This window comes from Paraburkholderia hiiakae (genome assembly GCF_904848665.1).
In the GTDB taxonomy this organism is placed as follows: domain Bacteria; phylum Pseudomonadota; class Gammaproteobacteria; order Burkholderiales; family Burkholderiaceae; genus Paraburkholderia; species Paraburkholderia hiiakae.
The window spans coordinates 45,052-60,255 of the sequence record NZ_CAJHCQ010000012.1; the positions used below are offsets into that span (position 1 = coordinate 45,052).

Consider the following 15,204-nt stretch of genomic DNA (forward strand, 5'->3'; position numbering starts at 1 on the left):
TCACTACAGCAACATCAACGATATCGGTGAGCCGTCAAACACCCAGAATTCGCCGCGCCTTGAGGATCACCGGCATGTCCACCATCTTGCCCTCCAGCGCCACGGCCGCTCCGCCGCTCGCCTGCACCGCGTCGAGCACCCGCTGCGCCCATGCGCGCTCCGCCTCGCTCCATGCGTACGCGCGGTGCACAGGCTCGATCTGCTTCGGATGAATGCAAAGCTTGCCGCCGTAGCCGAATCGCCGCCCGCGACGCGCTTCACCCTCGAGCACCTTTGCATCGTCGAATACGGTCGAAACGCCGTCGACGGGCGCCGCAATGCCCGCAAGCCGCGAGGCCAGCACGATCTGCGAACGAAACGCGTCGAGTTCCTCGCCGTCGCCGTCGATCCCCATATCCACCTGAAAGTCGAGCGTGCCGAACGCCACGCGCAGCACGCCTTGCGCGCCACACAGCGCATTCAGGCCCGCGATGCCGCGCGCGGTTTCCACGATCGGCAACACATGCAGCGCGCTGTGTGCGCCTGAGCGCACCGCCGCGACCTGTTCCGCACTTTCCGCCTTCGGCAGCATGATGCCCGCCACGCCCGCATGTCGGCCAAGTGCGGCGACATCGTCGGCGAACCAGGGCGTGTCGGTGCCGTTCACGCGCACCCACACGGGGCGCGCAGCGTCCAGCGCGGCGAGCACGGCGTCGCGCGCCGCGCTCTTCTCCTGTGGCGCAACCGCGTCCTCCAGATCGACGATCACGGCATCGGCACCTGCGCCACGCGCCTTTTCGAAGCGCTCGGGCCGGTTGCCCGGCACGAAGAGATACGAACGGGAAAGCGCCGCGCTCATGCGCTCGCCCCTTCGCCGAACAGCGTGCTTACGCGCTGCGCCTCGGCGATCCCCCACGCCGCGTCGAGCAGGCGCTGCGCCTCTTCCCCGCTGGCTGCGCCCGAGAATGCCGCGAGACGCACGAACTTCGCTGCGATCTCGTCTCGCGAGAGCGTATTGCCCGGGTCGCCCTTCGGCTCATCCACGCGCCCTTGCAGCGTGCGGCCGTCGCGCGTCGTGACAGTGACCTTGCCGATCCAGCGAGCGGGATACGCGCGGTCGACCTCCTCGTCCAGCGCCATCGTCACGCGCTCACGAAACGCGGCGATATCGCCCGCCGAATAGTCGCGCTCGAACTCGTTCACGCCCGCGTAGCCGCGCCAGGCGACAAGGCCAAGCACGGTCCCCATGTTGAATTTCGCCTGGTGAACGGTGCTCGGCACGACCACGCTGCCCAGCACGTCGATCGCCCCCTGATGGACATGCGCTGTCACGCTCGCGATATCGTCGGGGTCCAGTCGGTACGCTTCGATCACGGACAGCAGCGCGTCGGCGGCCGGATGCGTGTGGCGGCACGCCGCGTGATACTTGAACGACGTTTCGACGGTGGCCCAACGCTCGCCCAGCCGATCGACCAGCTTTGCAGGATCGGCGTCGCTCGACATGCCCGCCGCCATACCTTGTGCGCCTTCGAGAATGCGCTGTGCGCCACGAAAACCGTCCGCCGCGAGTTGGGCCGCCATCAGGCCGTTCGCAGCCGCCATGGCCGTGTGCAGTTGCTTCGAATCGGCCGCGTCTCGCAGGAACTCCCACAAACCGCTCGCCTGCGTGCCCGCCGAGCCGAACGCGTCGAGCGTCTGCTCGGGCGTGAGCTTGAGCATTCGCGCCGCCGCGGCAGCCGCCGCGATCGTGCCCACGGTTCCAGTCGTGTGAAATATCTTGTAGTGCGAACGACCCATGAATTCGCCTACCCGTATGCCCACTTCATAGCCCGCAACCGAGGCCGCGATGAACTCCTGCCCTGAAGCGCCGAGCGCCTGCGCGAGCGCAAGCGTCACCGGGAACACGACGGTAGCCGGATGCAGCACCGAGCCGTTGTGCACGTCGTCCTGCTCGACGAAATGCGAAGCCGCGCCGTTGGTCATGGCGGCGAAATACGCCGTGGTGCGCGTGCGGTCGGTGATGACGTCGCACGCGCCTTGTGCCTCGGGCGCGCCGCGCGCGGCGCGCGCGAAGCGCGCGATCGTCTCGACCGGACGCGCGCCCTTGCCGCCCAGCGCGGAGCCGAGCCAGTCCACATAGAGATTGACAGTGCGCTCGACCACGTGAGGCGGGATCGAATCGAAGCGCAGTTGCGAGGCGAAGGCCGCGAGTGCGCGGCTGGGATGATCTGTCATGGCAGCGTAGTTCAGTGAAGTCGGTTTGCGAGGCGCGAGGCGCGATCAGATTGCTCCGGCTTCGCGCAGCGCACCGATACGCGCCGCGTCGAAACCAAGTTCACGCAAAATTGATTCGGTATGCTGACCGAGTGCGGGCACGGCATCCATGCGCGCATCGAATGCGCCAGGCGCGCCTGGCGGCAGCAGCGCGGGAATGGCTCCAGCGGGCGTTTGCACCTCGCGCCAGCGCTCGCGCGCCTGCAGTTGCGGATGCGCCCATACGTCGGCCATTGTGTTCATCTGTGCGTTCGCGATACCGGCGCGGTCGAGCCGCTCGATCACCTGCGCGGCGCTCAGCTTCGCGAACACGGCGACGATCAGCTCGCGCAATTCCGCGCGACGCGCGGAACGCTGTGAATTCACGGCAAAGCGTTCATCGGCGGCAAGCTCCGGCTGCAACAGCACGTGCTCGCAAAAGAGCTTCCATTCGCGGTCGTTCTGCAGGCCGAGCATCACCGACTTGCCGTCGCCGGCAGGAAACGGCCCATACGGGTAGATCGTCGCGTGCGAGGCGCCCGCGAGCGGCGGCGGCGATTGCCCGTCGATCGCGTAGTAGAGCGGGAAGCCCATCCACTCCACCATGCTCTCCAGCATCGAGACGTCGATGCGACAGCCGCGCCCGGTGCGCCCGCGCATCAGCAACGCACTCAGAACGTTCGAATAGGCATACATGCCCGCGGCAATGTCGGCAATCGAGCAACCCGCCTTCGCGGGCTCGCCGGGCGACCCCGTGATGGAGAGAAAGCCCGATTCGCTCTGGATCAGCAGGTCGTAGGCCTTGCGATCGCGGTAGGGACCGTCGTCGCCGTAACCGGAGATATCGCACACGATCAGCTTCGGGTAGCGCTCGCTTAAGTCCTCGTAGCCAAGCCCAAGCCGCGCGGCCGCGCCTGGCGCGAGATTCTGCACAAGCACGTCGGCATCGGCGAGCAACATCTCCAGGATCGACGCCGCCGCCTCGTGCTTCACGTCGAGCGAGAGGCTTTCCTTCGAGCGGTTCGTCCATACGAAGTGCGAAGCGAGTCCATGCACACGCTCGTCGTAGCCGCGCGCGAAGTCGCCTACGCCAGGCCGCTCGATCTTGATGACGCGCGCGCCGAGATCGGCCAGCTGGCGCGTGCAGAACGGCGCGGCAATCGCATGTTCGAGCGTGACGACCTTGATACCGTCGAGTGGTCTCATGGCGCGCGCCTCCGGTCAGAACGAACGCGGCAGGCCGAGCACATGCTCCGCCACGTACGAGAGGATCAGATTGGTCGAGATTGGCGCGACCTGGTAGAGGCGCGTCTCGCGGAACTTACGCTCCACATCGTACTCGCAGGCGAACCCGAAGCCGCCGTGGAATTGCAGGCAGGCATTCGCGGCTTCCCAGGAGGCGTCGGCGGCCAGCAGCTTCGCCATGTTGGCCTGCGCGCCGCAGGCCTCGTGCGCGTCGAAGCGGCGCGCGGCCTCGAAGCGCATCAGGCTCGCCGCTTCGACATTGACGAAGGCGCGCGCAATGGGAAACTGCACGCCCTGGTTCTGCCCGATAGGCCGTCCGAACACGATGCGCTCCTTCGCATAGGCGCTCACCTTGTCGATGAACCAGTAGCCGTCGCCGATACATTCCGCCGCGATGAGCGTGCGCTCGGCGTTCAGGCCGTCGAGGATGTACTTGAAACCCATCCCTTCCTCGCCGATCAGGTTTTCCGCCGGAATTTCGAGGTTATCGAAAAAGAGTTCGTTGGTCTCGTGATTGACCATGTTGAGAATCGGCTGCACGGAAAGGCCGTGGCCGACGGCTTCGCGCAGGTCGACTACGAAAATCGACATGCCTTCGGACTTCTTCTTCACGTCGGCGAGCGGCGTGGTGCGCGCAAGCAGGATCATGAGGTCCGAATGCTGCACGCGCGAAATCCACACCTTTTGTCCGTTGATCACGTAGCGGTCGCCCTTGCGCACGGCCGTGGTCTTGATCTTCGTGGTGTCGGTGCCCGTGGTCGGCTCGGTCACGCCCATCGATTGCAGGCGCAGTTCGCCGCTCGCGATCTTCGGCAGGTACTTGCGCTTTTGCTCGGCCGAGCCGTGGCGCAGCAACGTGCCCATGTTGTACATCTGGCCGTGGCAAACGCCCGAGTTGCCGCCCGAACGGTTGATCTCTTCCATGATGACCGATGCCTCGGTCAGGCCCAGTCCCGATCCGCCGTACTCCTGAGGAATGAGCGCCGCGAGCCAACCGGCTTTTGTGAGTGCATCGACAAACGCCTCGGGATAGCCGCGCGCCTCGTCGATCTTGCGGAAATATTCGCCGGAAAACTGCTGGCACAGATCGCGTACGGCTTCGCGGATGTCCTGAAACGAATCGTGTTGCGTGGTTTGCATGATCAATATGAATTCGCTATGAATGTTCGTGTTGCCGTTCAGGCCAGTGTTGCGGTGGCCTGCATCGTCAGATAGCCGTCGCGGTCTTTCGCCCACAGTTCGACCGAGCGAGCGTCGTCCGCAAGCTTGCCGCACAGCGTGAACGCGTTGCCCGCGAACGTGGGCCGTACCGCGCGAAACGCGAACGTCGCGATCGTGGCGTCGGACCGCTCACGGTGCACGAGGTCGAGCAGCAGTGTGGCGATGAGCGGGCCGTGCACGACGAGGCCCGGATAGCCCTCTTCCTGCGTGACGTACGGGAAGTCGTAGTGAATACGATGACCGTTGAAGGTCAGCGCGGAATAGCGAAACAGCATGAGCGCGCTGGCGGTGAGCGTGCGCGACCATGTCTCGCCTTGCGGCGCCACGACCGGCTTCGGCGCGCTCGCACCGGGCTGCGGCGCGTCGCGATAGACGATGTCGTGCTCTTCCTCGATGCACAGCGCCCCGCCGCTCTCGTAGCGATGCTGCACGGTCACGAACACGAGGCGGCCGCTACGGCCGGTCTTGTCCTCGATGTTCGCAATGGTGGACGTGCGCGCGACCTCGCTGCCCGCGCGCAGTGGCGCGTGAAAGGTCAGGCGCCCGCCTGCCCACATGCGGCGCGGGAGTTCGACCGGCGGCAGGAAGCCGCCGCGTTTCGGGTGTCCATCGGGGCCCGCTTCCGCCAGCGGGGAGACAGGCAAAAAATAGAGCCAGTGCCACAGCGGCGGCACGGCGCTATCGGGCGCGTCGCGGTCGAGTGTGGCGGCGAGCGCGCGCAGCGGAAAGGCGGTGATGTCGTCGGTGAGCGTTTCGGTCTTGTCGAGCCACGCACTGAGCGATGGCGTTTGCGATTCCGGCATGGCGTTTCTCCGTTGCGAGACGAGTTGCCATACTATGAACGGCTCACGCCGTTTCGCGAAGTTGCCTTTGCCGAATCAGCCCTTTCGCTTTCGTTAATCCCTCGATCGTGGCTGCGCGATACTTGCGCGCGGCTTTCAACCAGGCCGCGCGCCGGCCTCACGCTTCGCCGCGCAGATGGGCGGAGGCTTCGTCTTCCACACGCTGCCACAACTCGAACGACATGGGGCGCTCGCCCTCTTCGAGCAGATGGCCCACCAGGCCAATCGCGCGCGCCATCACACCGAAGCCGCGCACGATCCGCCACGGAAAGCCGAATTCGCAGCAAATCGCACCGATTGCGCCTGTCGCGTTGATCGGCAGGGCTTTGCCCGATACGCGTTCAGCCTCGGCGCCAATCAACTGCATAAGCTTCACGTAACGCCCCGACATGCCGTTTTGCGCGGCCAGTTCGAAAAGGCGCGGCGTTCGCGGATCGATGGGCTTGTGCAGCGGATGACCGAGCCCCGGAATCGGCGTGCCGCGTGCGCGCCATGCGGCGACCGTATCGACGGCAAGTTTCTCCAGGTCATCGCAATGACCGTCATAGGGAAGCGTTTCGGAGAGCATGCGGCACGCGCCTTCCATGCTGCCGACGAACACTGAGCCAAGCCCGCATAGCCCTGCTGCGACGGCCGCCTGCAGCGATTCGGGCGCGCCCGCATACGTCATGCGCGCGGCGATCGCGCTTGGCGTCATGCCATGTTCGACCAGCGTAATCACGATGGCATTGAACATCGCGGACTGCTGCGGCGTGGCAGTCTTGCCCGTGAGTTGCAGAAACGCGAAGTCGCCGAGATTCATGTGACCGAGCACTTCGTCGGGCAGGCTTTTGCCGCGCACGACGATACGATCGGGCGTGCTGTACGCGATATCGGAGCGCACGAGCGGTTTCGGTTGACGGGCCATAATCTTGATTCCTTCGTTATACAGAATAGCGTTCAGCGTAGTTGTGCGCGGCCATGGTTGAGCACGAGCACGTCGCGTTCCAGTACGCGCGCGCGAAAACCCACCTCGTTGCCGTCGCGCCACATCTCGGTGCGGATCGTCTCGCCCGGATAAACCGGCGCGGTAAAGCGCGCGTGAAAAGCCGCGAGGCGTTGCGGGTCGCTGGCGCACAGCGTCTTGAGCACGGCATGCGCGGCCACGCCCCACGTGGCGAGTCCGTGCAGGATGGGTCGCTCGAAACCCGCCGCGCGCGCAACCTGCGGGTCGGCATGCAACGCGTTGTCGTCGCCGCACAGCCGGTAAAGCAGCGCTGTTTCCGGGCGCGTAGGCAAATCGCAATGATGATCGGGCGCGCGCTCGGGCATCGGCGGCGGCGGCGCGGGCGCTTCATCGCTCAAGCCGTTGTTCTCGCTGAAGCCGCCATCGCCCCGGCAGAACGTGAGCTGCGTGACGGTGGCGTACAGTTCGCCGCTTGCCTTGTCCGTAATGCTACGCTGGATTTCGAGCAGCGCGCCTTTGCCCGTGCCTTTATCGACCACGCGCGTGATGCGCGAGCGGCCGATCACGGTCGCGGCCGGCGGCAATGGCTTGTGCATTACGAGGCTCTGCTCGCCATGCAAGAGCCGCACCCAGTCGATGCCCGAGCGCGGGTCGCGCGCCCAGAAGCCGGGAAAGCCGAGCACGACGGCAAGCGTCGGCGGCACGCGCAACTCCTTTTCGTAGACGAATGCCAGGTCGTCCGAATCAACGGGATTCGCGCCGTATCCCACGGCAAGGCTGTAAAGCATTGCGTCGCGCGCGGTATAGGTCTGCTCGACGTCCTTGAACGGCCAGTTGCGCAGGGTGTGATAGTCGATCGTCATGGCAGTGTGGGCAGTGGGAGATCAGGCCTCGGCGGCGGGCCACTTGAAGAGCGGATCGGCCTTCTCGCGAAAGCGCTTCACGGCTTCACGATGAAATTCGGTAGTAAATGCAATGCCCTGCGCCGCCGACTCGATTTCGAGCATCGCGCGCAGGTCGCTGCCCAGCGACTGGTTCAGCGCGCGCTTGGCGAGGCCGAAAGCAATGGGAGACGCCACCGCGAGGCTGGCCGCGACCTGCGCGGCGCGTGCGTGAAGCTTCTCCGGTTCGGTCACTTCGAGCACCGCGCCCATCTCCTTCGCTTCGGCCGCGCGTATCTCGCGCGCCGTAAAGACGAGATCCTTCGCGCGCGCGAGTCCCACCACGCGCGGCAGCGTATAAAACGCCCCGCAATCGGGCACGAGACCCACTTTCATGAAAGGCATGCAAAAACGTGCACGCGTGCTGGCAATCACGAAGTCGGCGGCGAGTGCGAAGCTGAAGCCCGCGCCGTAGCACACGCCATCCACGGCTGCGATCACTGGGCGGTCGAGGTCGATCAGCGTGCTCACCCAGCCATGCAAGTCGTCGATACGATCGCGTCCCGCCTCCGCGCTGGTCACGTTCATGCCGCGTACATCGCCGCCCGAGCAAAAGTCATTGCCCGCGCCGCGCAAGATGACCGCACGCACGCTGCGATCAGCACGTATGCGCTGCACGGCTTCGAGCAGTTCCACCCGCATCTCGCCGTTGAGCGCGTTCCTGGCCTCCGGGCGATTGAACGTGAGCGTCGCGACGCCCGCCTCCTGCTCTACCAGTAACGTCTTTTCGCTCATGCGCTCACCCCAGCGATCGCGAGTTCAGCGAGCGCCTTGTCGAGCGCAGTGATGAGATGCACAGGCTCGACGCCCGCGAACTCCACGTCGGGGCGCGCGAGAAATGCCTCGATGTGGGCCGCGCACGCCTCCCGCGTAGCGGCGAGTCCGGTGAAACCGTCTTCGAGCCAGGCGACCGAAACCAGCGGACGCGGGTGCCAGTCGCCATTCACGATCGCTTTGACCACCGTGCCGTCACGCACGAGCAGGCTCAGCCAGATCAGCCCAGCCGGAGCCTTTTCGCGTCCGCGCACGATACGGTCGCCCGTTAGGGCGATCGGGCTGTAACGCGTGGCCTCGCTTTTTTCGTGGAACCAGCTTTCCTCGTGGAGTTCGCGCTCGTATTGCTGGGCGAAAACGAGCTCCCCGCTACTGAGCGCGCCAGGCTCGAGCGCCATTTCACCGAACGTGCGGCGAACGCAGGCCGTAACCCAGGCGCTGAGTTCATCGGCGCTCACTTCGCGGCCCAGTTCCTGCTCCAGATACGTATAGCGCGAGCCGAGATCCTTGTGCTTCTTGTCCTTGACCTTCTCCGGCGCCATGGGCATCGCGCGCGCCGCGATCGCCGTGTCGATCGCCTTCACGTTCAGCAGTATGCGGAACGTCAGCACGCCACCTTCGATCTTGAGCGAAGTGGCCACGAGCTTGCGTCCGTCGATCTCGACATCGTTGAGCGGACGGTAAGCGGCCTGCAGGCCAAACACATCGCGCAGCGCCTCAGCGACGTGGCCGAGTATCGTGGGGAACGCTTGCGCCGCCGTTTGCGGCACGCCGGGCAGACCAATCGGCAGATAGAACGCGAGAAATGCCGAACCGCGCCCCGCATAGATCGCACCGCCGCCACTCACGCGCCGCCGCGCGATTACGTCGTTGCCGCGGCAGAACGGCAGATCGAGGACCTGGTTCGGATCTTCGTTCACACCTACGGTAATGCTGTCTTCGTTGAAGACGTTCAGATATACCGTGGGCGGCGCGAGGTTCTCGGCGACCGCGCGCTCGACGGCCGGCGACACCGAAATCGAGAAGTCCGCGTAGCTGTGGCCGCCTACGACCAGGCGCCACGGGGCTTGGGTGTTCGTTGCGCTTGCATTCATGTTGATTGTCTCCGTTGATCTTCTACGAGCGTTCCGTCTTCGAGCTTCCCCACGATCTCGATCGCGTCCGCGTGTATCAGCGTCTGACGCTTGAAGCGCTCCGCAATGGCCTCGATGACGGAACCCTCCACCGCCCCTTCCACCTGCAGCGTGAGATGGTCGCCACCATGTTCCTTGCTGCCGACCACGAGCCGGTACGCACCCGTCGCGCCCTCCACGCCCAGCAGCACCGTCTTCAACTCGGATGGATAAACCTTCACACCCTTGATCTTCACCATCGAATCAGCGCGGCCGAACACCACGCGCGGCAACGACACCGTGCGCCCATGCACGGGTGCGGTCCGTTCGAGCACAGTGAGGTCGCCGGTGCGGTAGCGCACGAGCGGCTGCACTTCCTTCTTCAGATGCGTGAGCACAAGCTCGCCACGCTCGCCTTCGGCAACAGGCATGCCGGTGTCGGGGTCGATGACTTCGGCGTACAGCAGTTCATCGAACACATGCACGCCTGTACCGCCGGGGAACGTACGCGCAACGGGCAGGCATTCGGAAAGCGAGTAACTGTCGATCAGCAACGTGCCCGGCATCGCTTCGCGCACGCGCGCGTAAAGCGCGGCGTTGCCCGTGAACGCCTCGCCGCCCGCGAAGAACACGCGCGGAACCGGGCACCCCGCTTCGATGAGTTTGAGCGCGTGCGACGGATTGCCGGCCAGCACCGTCACGCCGCATTGCTGCGCAACGCGCGCGGCGCGCTCGGTCTCGCCCGGGCCGTGCGCAATGCATGCCACGCCGCGCGCTTCCATCTGGGTCTGATAGAAAAGCCCCGCAACGAAGAGGTGATAGCCAAAGGTCACCATGCAGACGTCGCCCGGGCCGATGCCGCATGCGTCGAGATGCTGGTCGCACGCCGCGACGATTGCGCGCAGATCGGCCGCGCTCTGCAGGATCGGCACGAGCGAAGCGCCCATCGGCGTGAGGTGCACACGAACCGGCGGCACGGCAGGCGCAAACGCGCCGTAGCCCGGACGATTCATCTCGGCCACGAGTTCGGCGCGCGTCATGAGCGGCACGCGCTCGGCGAACTCCGCCGCGCTCGCGACGCTACGCGGCAGACGTCCCTCATAGAACGGGTGCGCTTGCAGCCGCGATAGCTGCGCGTTGAGTGCATCGAGCATCGTCTCCTCCTTTTTATGTTCAGTAGGAATGCGAAGCGTTCGTACTCACGCCGCACGCTCAAAGATAGCCGCAATACCCTGACCGCCGCCGACGCACATCGTTTCGAGACCGTAGCGGCCCTTGCGTCGCTGAAGTTCGTGGAGCAACGTGGTCAACATGCGCACACCGGTCGCGCCGATCGGGTGACCGAGCGAAATGCCCGAGCCGTTCACGTTCAACCGCGATTCGTCGTGCCAACCCCAGCCCTTGAGCACCGCGAGCACCTGGCACGCGAAGGCTTCGTTCAGTTCGACGAGATCGAGTTGATCGAACGTGAGCCCGGTCTTTTGCAGCAGCTTTTGCACCGCGGGCACCGGGCCGATGCCCATCGTCGCGGGCTCGCATCCAGCGGCTGCCCAACCGGTCAGATAGCCGAGCGGCGTGAGGCCCAGTTTATCGAGCTGATCTTCGGCGACGATCAGGCACGCGGCTGCGGCGTCGTTCTGCTGGCTCGCGTTGCCCGCCGTCACCGTGCCGCCCTTTATGAGCGGCTTGAGCTTCGCGAGCGACGCTTCGCTCGCATCGGCGCGCACGCCCTCGTCGCGCGCGAACAGGACCGGGTCGCCCTTGCGTTGCGGTACCGAAACCGGCACCACCTCCCCGGCGAAGCGGCCCGACTCCCATGCCGCCGCCGCGCGCTGGTGGCTGCGCACCGCATAAGCGTCCGCTTCCTCGCGCGTGATGCCGTACGCCTTCGCGAGGTTCTCGGCCGTTTCGATCATTCCCGAGATGTAGCCAAAGCGCGCTTCGGGCTGCGAACGCTCGCGGCCACGCTCGAGACGGTCGTGCATCTTCACCGAGCCCGCGCGAGCGCCCCAGCGCATATCGGTCGTGTAGTACTCGATATTGCTCATGCTTTCCACGCCACCGGCCACGACCACGTCCGCCGCGCCGCTCTGCACCATCATCGCGGCGGTCACGACCGCCTGCAACCCGCCTCCGCAACGGCGGTCGAGCTGCATGCCGGGCACCTGCACGGGCAACCCGGCTTCGAGCGCGGCCCAGCGGCCAATGCAAGGCGTTTCGCTGTTTGCGTACGATTGCGCGAAGACCACGTCCTCGATGCGCGCCGGGTCCACGCCGCTGCGCGCGATGGTTTCGCGCAGCACGGTGGCCGCGAGCGTTTCGACGGAAACGGGGCGCAGGCTGCCGCCGAACGTGCCAACCGGCGTGCGCACCGGCGCGACTATCGCTGCTCTTCTCATTTCGGATTCCTTTTCATGTTGTCTGCTTCTCCGCCGCTTCGCCGTGCGCCTACATGGTGTCAAGCCGCGAGCGTATCCCGTCGCGTATGGTGCTCTGCGGCGAGCTGTTCGCGCCACTCGGGCGGCGCGATGGCGAGCATGCGCTCGACGCGCTGTGCGAGCGTGAGCCCGCGCAGGTCCGCTACGCCATGCTCGGTGACGATCACCGCCGCGTCGCTGCGCGGCGTGCTGACCGGCCCGGAAAGACGCCCGACGATGCGGCTGCCATGCCGCGTGCTGGCGGCGAGCGCAATGATCGCGACGCCGCCGGCCGAGCGCGCCGCGCCGCGTACGAAATCGAGCGCCCCACCCACGGCGCCCACATAGCGGCCACCTGCGGCTTCCGCATTGACCTGTCCTGTCAAGTCGACTTCGAGCGCCGAGTTGATCGCCACAAAACGATCGAGGCTGCCGAGCACGTCGATGTCGTGCGTATAGGCCGTGGAGCGAAACTGAATCTGCGCATTGCGGTGCGCATGCGCGTAGACCTTGCGCGTGCCCATCATCGTGCCGGCCACGCTCACGCCTCGATCGCGCGACTTGCGGGCATTCGTCACCACACCGGCTTCGATCAAATCGACCATGGCATCACCGATGGTGCCGCTGTGCACGCCAAGATCGCGACGGTCGTGCAACTGCGCGACGATAGCCTCGGGCAGCGCGCCTAGCCCAAACTGGATCGTCGCGCCGTCTTCGATCAGCGAAGCGGCATGCTGCGCAATGCGCCGCTCGGTGTCGCCAATCTGCGTAGCCGGCGCTTCCAGCGGCGCGCGGTCGGTGTGGATCAGCGCGTCAAAATCTTCGGCTCGCAACGTACGCTCGCCATAGGTCCACGGCGCCGCCGCATTCACCTCCGCGATCACCACGCGCGCGCTGTCGATCAATGGCACGAGATACTCATGTGCAATCGAGAGGCTGTAGTGGCCCGCCTCGTCCGCGGGGGCGACTTGCAGCAGTAACACGTCGATGCGATTCGGACCGCTGGTCAGCACGCTGCGAAACTGCGAGTAGTGACACGGCAGGATATCGAGCACGCCCTCGCGTTCGAGCCGCCGGTTGGTACCCGATGCGCCATAGGCCACGAAGTCGACGCAATCGGCATACGCGGGGTCGAGCGTTTCGGACCACGAAGCGCCCACGAACACGCGAAATCGCCCGCCCATCTCCTTGCGCTGCGACATCAGCAGCGCGGTGAGCGTGCATGGCTCGGCGCCGCACTGGCCCCACGCAACCGTGTCGCCCGGGCGCACGTACTGCGCGAAATCGAGCTGCGCGGCGTCGACCTGGCGCGCTGCGCGGGGGCTGCGCCTCATCAGACGGGGTCCCAGCTAAAGACGTCGGCCGAAACGTCGAGCGTATGGAACGACTTGCGCAGTGCCGGCATGGCATGCTCGGCAATCGTTTCCGGCGTCCAGCCCTCGCCGCGATGGACAGAACGCACGGGACGGGGCTGACTCATCAGGAAGATTTCGTTGTTGCGGACGGCGAAAATCTGGCCCGTCACGTCGGCGGCCTGCTCACTTGCGAGGTAGACGGCGAGCGGCGCGATCTTCGCGGGCGTCATCTGCTTGATCTTGGCGACGCGCGCTTCCTGCTCCGGCGAATCGACCTTGATCGAGTTGATCATGCGGCTCCAGGCGAACGGCGCGATGCAGTTCGAACGGACACCGAACTTTTCCAGATCGAGCGCGATGGATTTCGAAAGGCCCGCAATGCCGAGCTTCGCCGCGCTGTAGTTGGCCTGCGCAAGATTGCCGATCAGCCCGGACGTGGATGTCATATGCACGAACGCGCCGCTGCGCTGCTCCTTGAAGTGATCGGCGGCGGCGCGCGAGACATAGTACGAGCCGTAGAGGTGAACCTTCAGCACGGCGTCCCACTCTTCTTCGCTCATCTTGTGGAAGAAGCGGTCGCGCAGGATGCCCGCGTTGTTCACCACGCAATCGATGCGGCCGAAAACATCCAGCGCGTTCTGCACGATGCGCCCGGCGCCTGCGGCGTCGGCCACGCTGTCGGTGTTCGCGGTGGCCTGCCCGTCGAAAGACTTGATCTCGTTCACCACGGCCTGCGCGGGGCCGTCGTTATGGCCCTCCCCGGTGAGCGAGGCGCCCACGTCGTTGACCACGACTTTCGCGCCGTGGCGCGCCATCATGAGCGCGATGTCGCGGCCAATGCCCCCGCCCGAACCCGTCACCACCACGACCTTACCGTCCAGCATTCGTTGTGTCGTCATCGTTTTCGCTCCTCCAGCCCGCTTTGCACCGGGCATTCATTCGATTTGAATCGTTATGCGGCAAGCTGTGCCGTTCGTGTTGCAGCTTGACGCATCGGATACGGCTACACAATTTGGATATGCCGAACGCCCGTTTCGGCCAGGATTAACCCGTACTATCGCTAATGGCGCGCATTGCGCTGCGGCGCAATAATGCTCAGAGTCTGTTCGTCCGCCACGTTTTGCGCATCCCTCAAACGAACGAGCAGACAGACGTAGGCAAGAAAACCAGCAGAAATTGGAGTCACGGCAAGTCAACCCATGCATTTCGATCTCGTCGACCTGAAGCTCTTCACCCACGTAGCCGAGGCGAGCAGCCTCACACGCGGCGCGGAACGCGCGCACCTGTCGCTGCCCGCGGCGAGCACGCGTATCAAGAATCTCGAAGAACAGGTGGGCGTGAAGCTCCTGAGCCGCACGAGCCAGGGGGTCACGCTAACGGGGCCCGGTGAGACGCTGCTCGCGCACGCGCGGCGCGTGCTCAAGCAACTCGAGCAACTCACGGGAGACCTGCAGGAGTACTCGCAGGGCGTGAAGGGTCATGTGCGCGTGTTTGCGAACACCACGGCCATGAGCGAGTTCCTGCCGGCCGTGCTGCGCACCTACCTTATCAACCATCCCGACGTGTACGTGGACATCCACGAGCGTCTTTCGCCCGACATCGTGCGCGCCGTGCAGGACGGTACGATCGATATCGGCATCGTGGCCGGCAATGTGCGCACCGAGGGCTTGCAGGTTCTGCCCTACCGGCGCGACCGGCTCGTGCTTGTCACGGCGCTCAGCCACCCGCTTTCGCAAGCGAGCGAAATGGCCTTTGCCGATACGCTCGACTACGACTTCATCGGGCCGCCGGATGAAAGCGCGATTTTCTCGTTCCTCAAGCGCGCTTCGTCGGATTTGCAGCGCACGATACGCTGGCGCATCCAGATCGGCAATTTCGAGGCCGCGTGCCGCATGATCGAGGCGAACATCGGCATTGGCGTGCTGCCCGAGGGCACGGCGCGCCGCCACGCGCAAACCATGTCGCTGAAGATCGTGCCGCTCACCGATGAATGGGCCGTGCGCAAACTGCAAATCTGCATCGCCGATCGCGACGCGCTGCCGCTTTTCGCGCGCAAGCTCGTCGATCTGCTGGTGGCGGACGGCATCGGCCGGCTCGAATAAACCCATGACGCGGCGCG

The 15,204-nt window shown here is 65.3% G+C and carries 14 protein-coding genes; 1 reads left to right on the forward strand and 13 read right to left on the reverse strand.

Annotation, left to right across the window (positions count from 1 at the left end):
* Positions 1-34: 34 nt before the first annotated feature.
* The 13 genes from JMY28_RS22200 to JMY28_RS22260 form a co-directional block, all read right to left on the reverse strand.
* Positions 35-838, reverse strand: coding sequence for an HpcH/HpaI aldolase/citrate lyase family protein (locus JMY28_RS22200; RefSeq protein WP_201698071.1), 804 nt, complete (start codon positions 836-838; stop codon positions 35-37).
* Positions 835-2,214, reverse strand: a complete 1,380-nt coding sequence (locus tag JMY28_RS22205) for an MmgE/PrpD family protein (RefSeq protein WP_201698072.1) — start codon at positions 2,212-2,214, stop codon at positions 835-837. The genes JMY28_RS22200 and JMY28_RS22205 overlap by 4 nt, the downstream gene beginning before the upstream one ends.
* A gap of 45 nt (positions 2,215-2,259) precedes the next feature.
* Positions 2,260-3,438, reverse strand: coding sequence for a CaiB/BaiF CoA transferase family protein (locus tag JMY28_RS22210; protein ID WP_201698073.1), 1,179 nt, complete (start codon positions 3,436-3,438; stop codon positions 2,260-2,262).
* A 15-nt stretch (positions 3,439-3,453) separates the two neighbouring features.
* Positions 3,454-4,617 carry an acyl-CoA dehydrogenase family protein gene (locus JMY28_RS22215; RefSeq protein WP_201698074.1) on the reverse strand — a complete coding sequence of 388 codons (1,164 nt, stop codon included), beginning with the start codon at positions 4,615-4,617 and terminating at the stop codon, positions 3,454-3,456.
* Between the two features lie 38 nt (positions 4,618-4,655).
* Positions 4,656-5,501, reverse strand: a complete 846-nt coding sequence (locus JMY28_RS22220) for an FAS1-like dehydratase domain-containing protein (protein ID WP_201698075.1) — start codon at positions 5,499-5,501, stop codon at positions 4,656-4,658.
* Positions 5,502-5,658: 157 nt separating this feature from the next.
* Complete coding sequence (locus tag JMY28_RS22225) at positions 5,659-6,447, reverse strand: citryl-CoA lyase (protein ID WP_201698076.1); 789 nt, start codon at positions 6,445-6,447, stop codon at positions 5,659-5,661.
* Positions 6,448-6,479: 32 nt separating this feature from the next.
* Positions 6,480-7,349: a MaoC/PaaZ C-terminal domain-containing protein gene (locus JMY28_RS22230; RefSeq protein ID WP_201698077.1), complete on the reverse strand. Its 870-nt coding sequence runs from the start codon at positions 7,347-7,349 to the stop codon at positions 6,480-6,482.
* Positions 7,350-7,370: 21 nt separating this feature from the next.
* Complete coding sequence (locus JMY28_RS22235) at positions 7,371-8,162, reverse strand: enoyl-CoA hydratase/isomerase family protein (RefSeq protein ID WP_201698078.1); 792 nt, start codon at positions 8,160-8,162, stop codon at positions 7,371-7,373.
* On the reverse strand, positions 8,159-9,295 hold the full coding sequence (locus tag JMY28_RS22240; protein WP_201698079.1) for a lipoate--protein ligase family protein: 1,137 nt from the start codon (positions 9,293-9,295) through the stop codon (positions 8,159-8,161). Before JMY28_RS22240 ends, JMY28_RS22235 begins: the two co-directional genes overlap by 4 nt.
* Positions 9,292-10,467, reverse strand: a complete 1,176-nt coding sequence (locus JMY28_RS22245) for a phenylacetate--CoA ligase family protein (RefSeq protein WP_201698080.1) — start codon at positions 10,465-10,467, stop codon at positions 9,292-9,294. Before JMY28_RS22245 ends, JMY28_RS22240 begins: the two co-directional genes overlap by 4 nt.
* A 45-nt stretch (positions 10,468-10,512) precedes the next feature.
* Positions 10,513-11,712: an acetyl-CoA C-acetyltransferase gene (locus JMY28_RS22250; protein WP_201698081.1), complete on the reverse strand. Its 1,200-nt coding sequence runs from the start codon at positions 11,710-11,712 to the stop codon at positions 10,513-10,515.
* 59 nt (positions 11,713-11,771) lie between these two features.
* Positions 11,772-13,064 (reverse strand): acetyl-CoA hydrolase/transferase family protein, encoded by a 1,293-nt coding sequence (locus JMY28_RS22255; RefSeq protein ID WP_201698082.1) that lies wholly within the window; start codon positions 13,062-13,064, stop codon positions 11,772-11,774.
* Positions 13,064-13,969, reverse strand: coding sequence for an SDR family NAD(P)-dependent oxidoreductase (locus tag JMY28_RS22260; protein ID WP_201698242.1), 906 nt, complete (start codon positions 13,967-13,969; stop codon positions 13,064-13,066). The genes JMY28_RS22255 and JMY28_RS22260 overlap by 1 nt, the downstream gene beginning before the upstream one ends.
* A 315-nt stretch (positions 13,970-14,284) precedes the next feature.
* Here JMY28_RS22260 and JMY28_RS22265 point away from each other — a divergent pair, with 315 nt between their 5' ends.
* The gene (locus JMY28_RS22265; protein ID WP_201698083.1) at positions 14,285-15,187 is read left to right on the forward strand and encodes a LysR family transcriptional regulator; all 903 of its coding nucleotides are present in this window, start codon (positions 14,285-14,287) and stop codon (positions 15,185-15,187) included.
* Positions 15,188-15,204 lie beyond the last annotated feature (17 nt).

Excerpts from the sequence above, each read along its gene's own strand:
- JMY28_RS22245 (WP_201698080.1), bottom strand. The coding sequence starts at position 10,467 with ATGCTCGATGCACTCAACGCGCAGCTATCGCGGCTGCAAGCGCACCCG.
- JMY28_RS22220 (WP_201698075.1), bottom strand. The coding sequence starts at position 5,501 with ATGCCGGAATCGCAAACGCCATCGCTCAGTGCGTGGCTCGACAAGACC.
- JMY28_RS22210 (WP_201698073.1), bottom strand. The coding sequence starts at position 3,438 with ATGAGACCACTCGACGGTATCAAGGTCGTCACGCTCGAACATGCGATT.
- JMY28_RS22265 (WP_201698083.1), top strand. The coding sequence starts at position 14,285 with ATGCATTTCGATCTCGTCGACCTGAAGCTCTTCACCCACGTAGCCGAG.
- JMY28_RS22205 (WP_201698072.1), bottom strand. The coding sequence starts at position 2,214 with ATGACAGATCATCCCAGCCGCGCACTCGCGGCCTTCGCCTCGCAACTG.
- JMY28_RS22225 (WP_201698076.1), bottom strand. The coding sequence starts at position 6,447 with ATGGCCCGTCAACCGAAACCGCTCGTGCGCTCCGATATCGCGTACAGC.
- JMY28_RS22230 (WP_201698077.1), bottom strand. The coding sequence starts at position 7,349 with ATGACGATCGACTATCACACCCTGCGCAACTGGCCGTTCAAGGACGTC.
- JMY28_RS22255 (WP_201698082.1), bottom strand. The coding sequence starts at position 13,064 with ATGAGGCGCAGCCCCCGCGCAGCGCGCCAGGTCGACGCCGCGCAGCTC.
- JMY28_RS22200 (WP_201698071.1), bottom strand. The coding sequence starts at position 838 with ATGAGCGCGGCGCTTTCCCGTTCGTATCTCTTCGTGCCGGGCAACCGG.
- JMY28_RS22260 (WP_201698242.1), bottom strand. The coding sequence starts at position 13,969 with ATGCTGGACGGTAAGGTCGTGGTGGTGACGGGTTCGGGCGGGGGCATT.
- JMY28_RS22235 (WP_201698078.1), bottom strand. The coding sequence starts at position 8,162 with ATGAGCGAAAAGACGTTACTGGTAGAGCAGGAGGCGGGCGTCGCGACG.
- JMY28_RS22215 (WP_201698074.1), bottom strand. The coding sequence starts at position 4,617 with ATGCAAACCACGCAACACGATTCGTTTCAGGACATCCGCGAAGCCGTA.
- JMY28_RS22240 (WP_201698079.1), bottom strand. The coding sequence starts at position 9,295 with ATGAATGCAAGCGCAACGAACACCCAAGCCCCGTGGCGCCTGGTCGTA.
- JMY28_RS22250 (WP_201698081.1), bottom strand. The coding sequence starts at position 11,712 with ATGAGAAGAGCAGCGATAGTCGCGCCGGTGCGCACGCCGGTTGGCACG.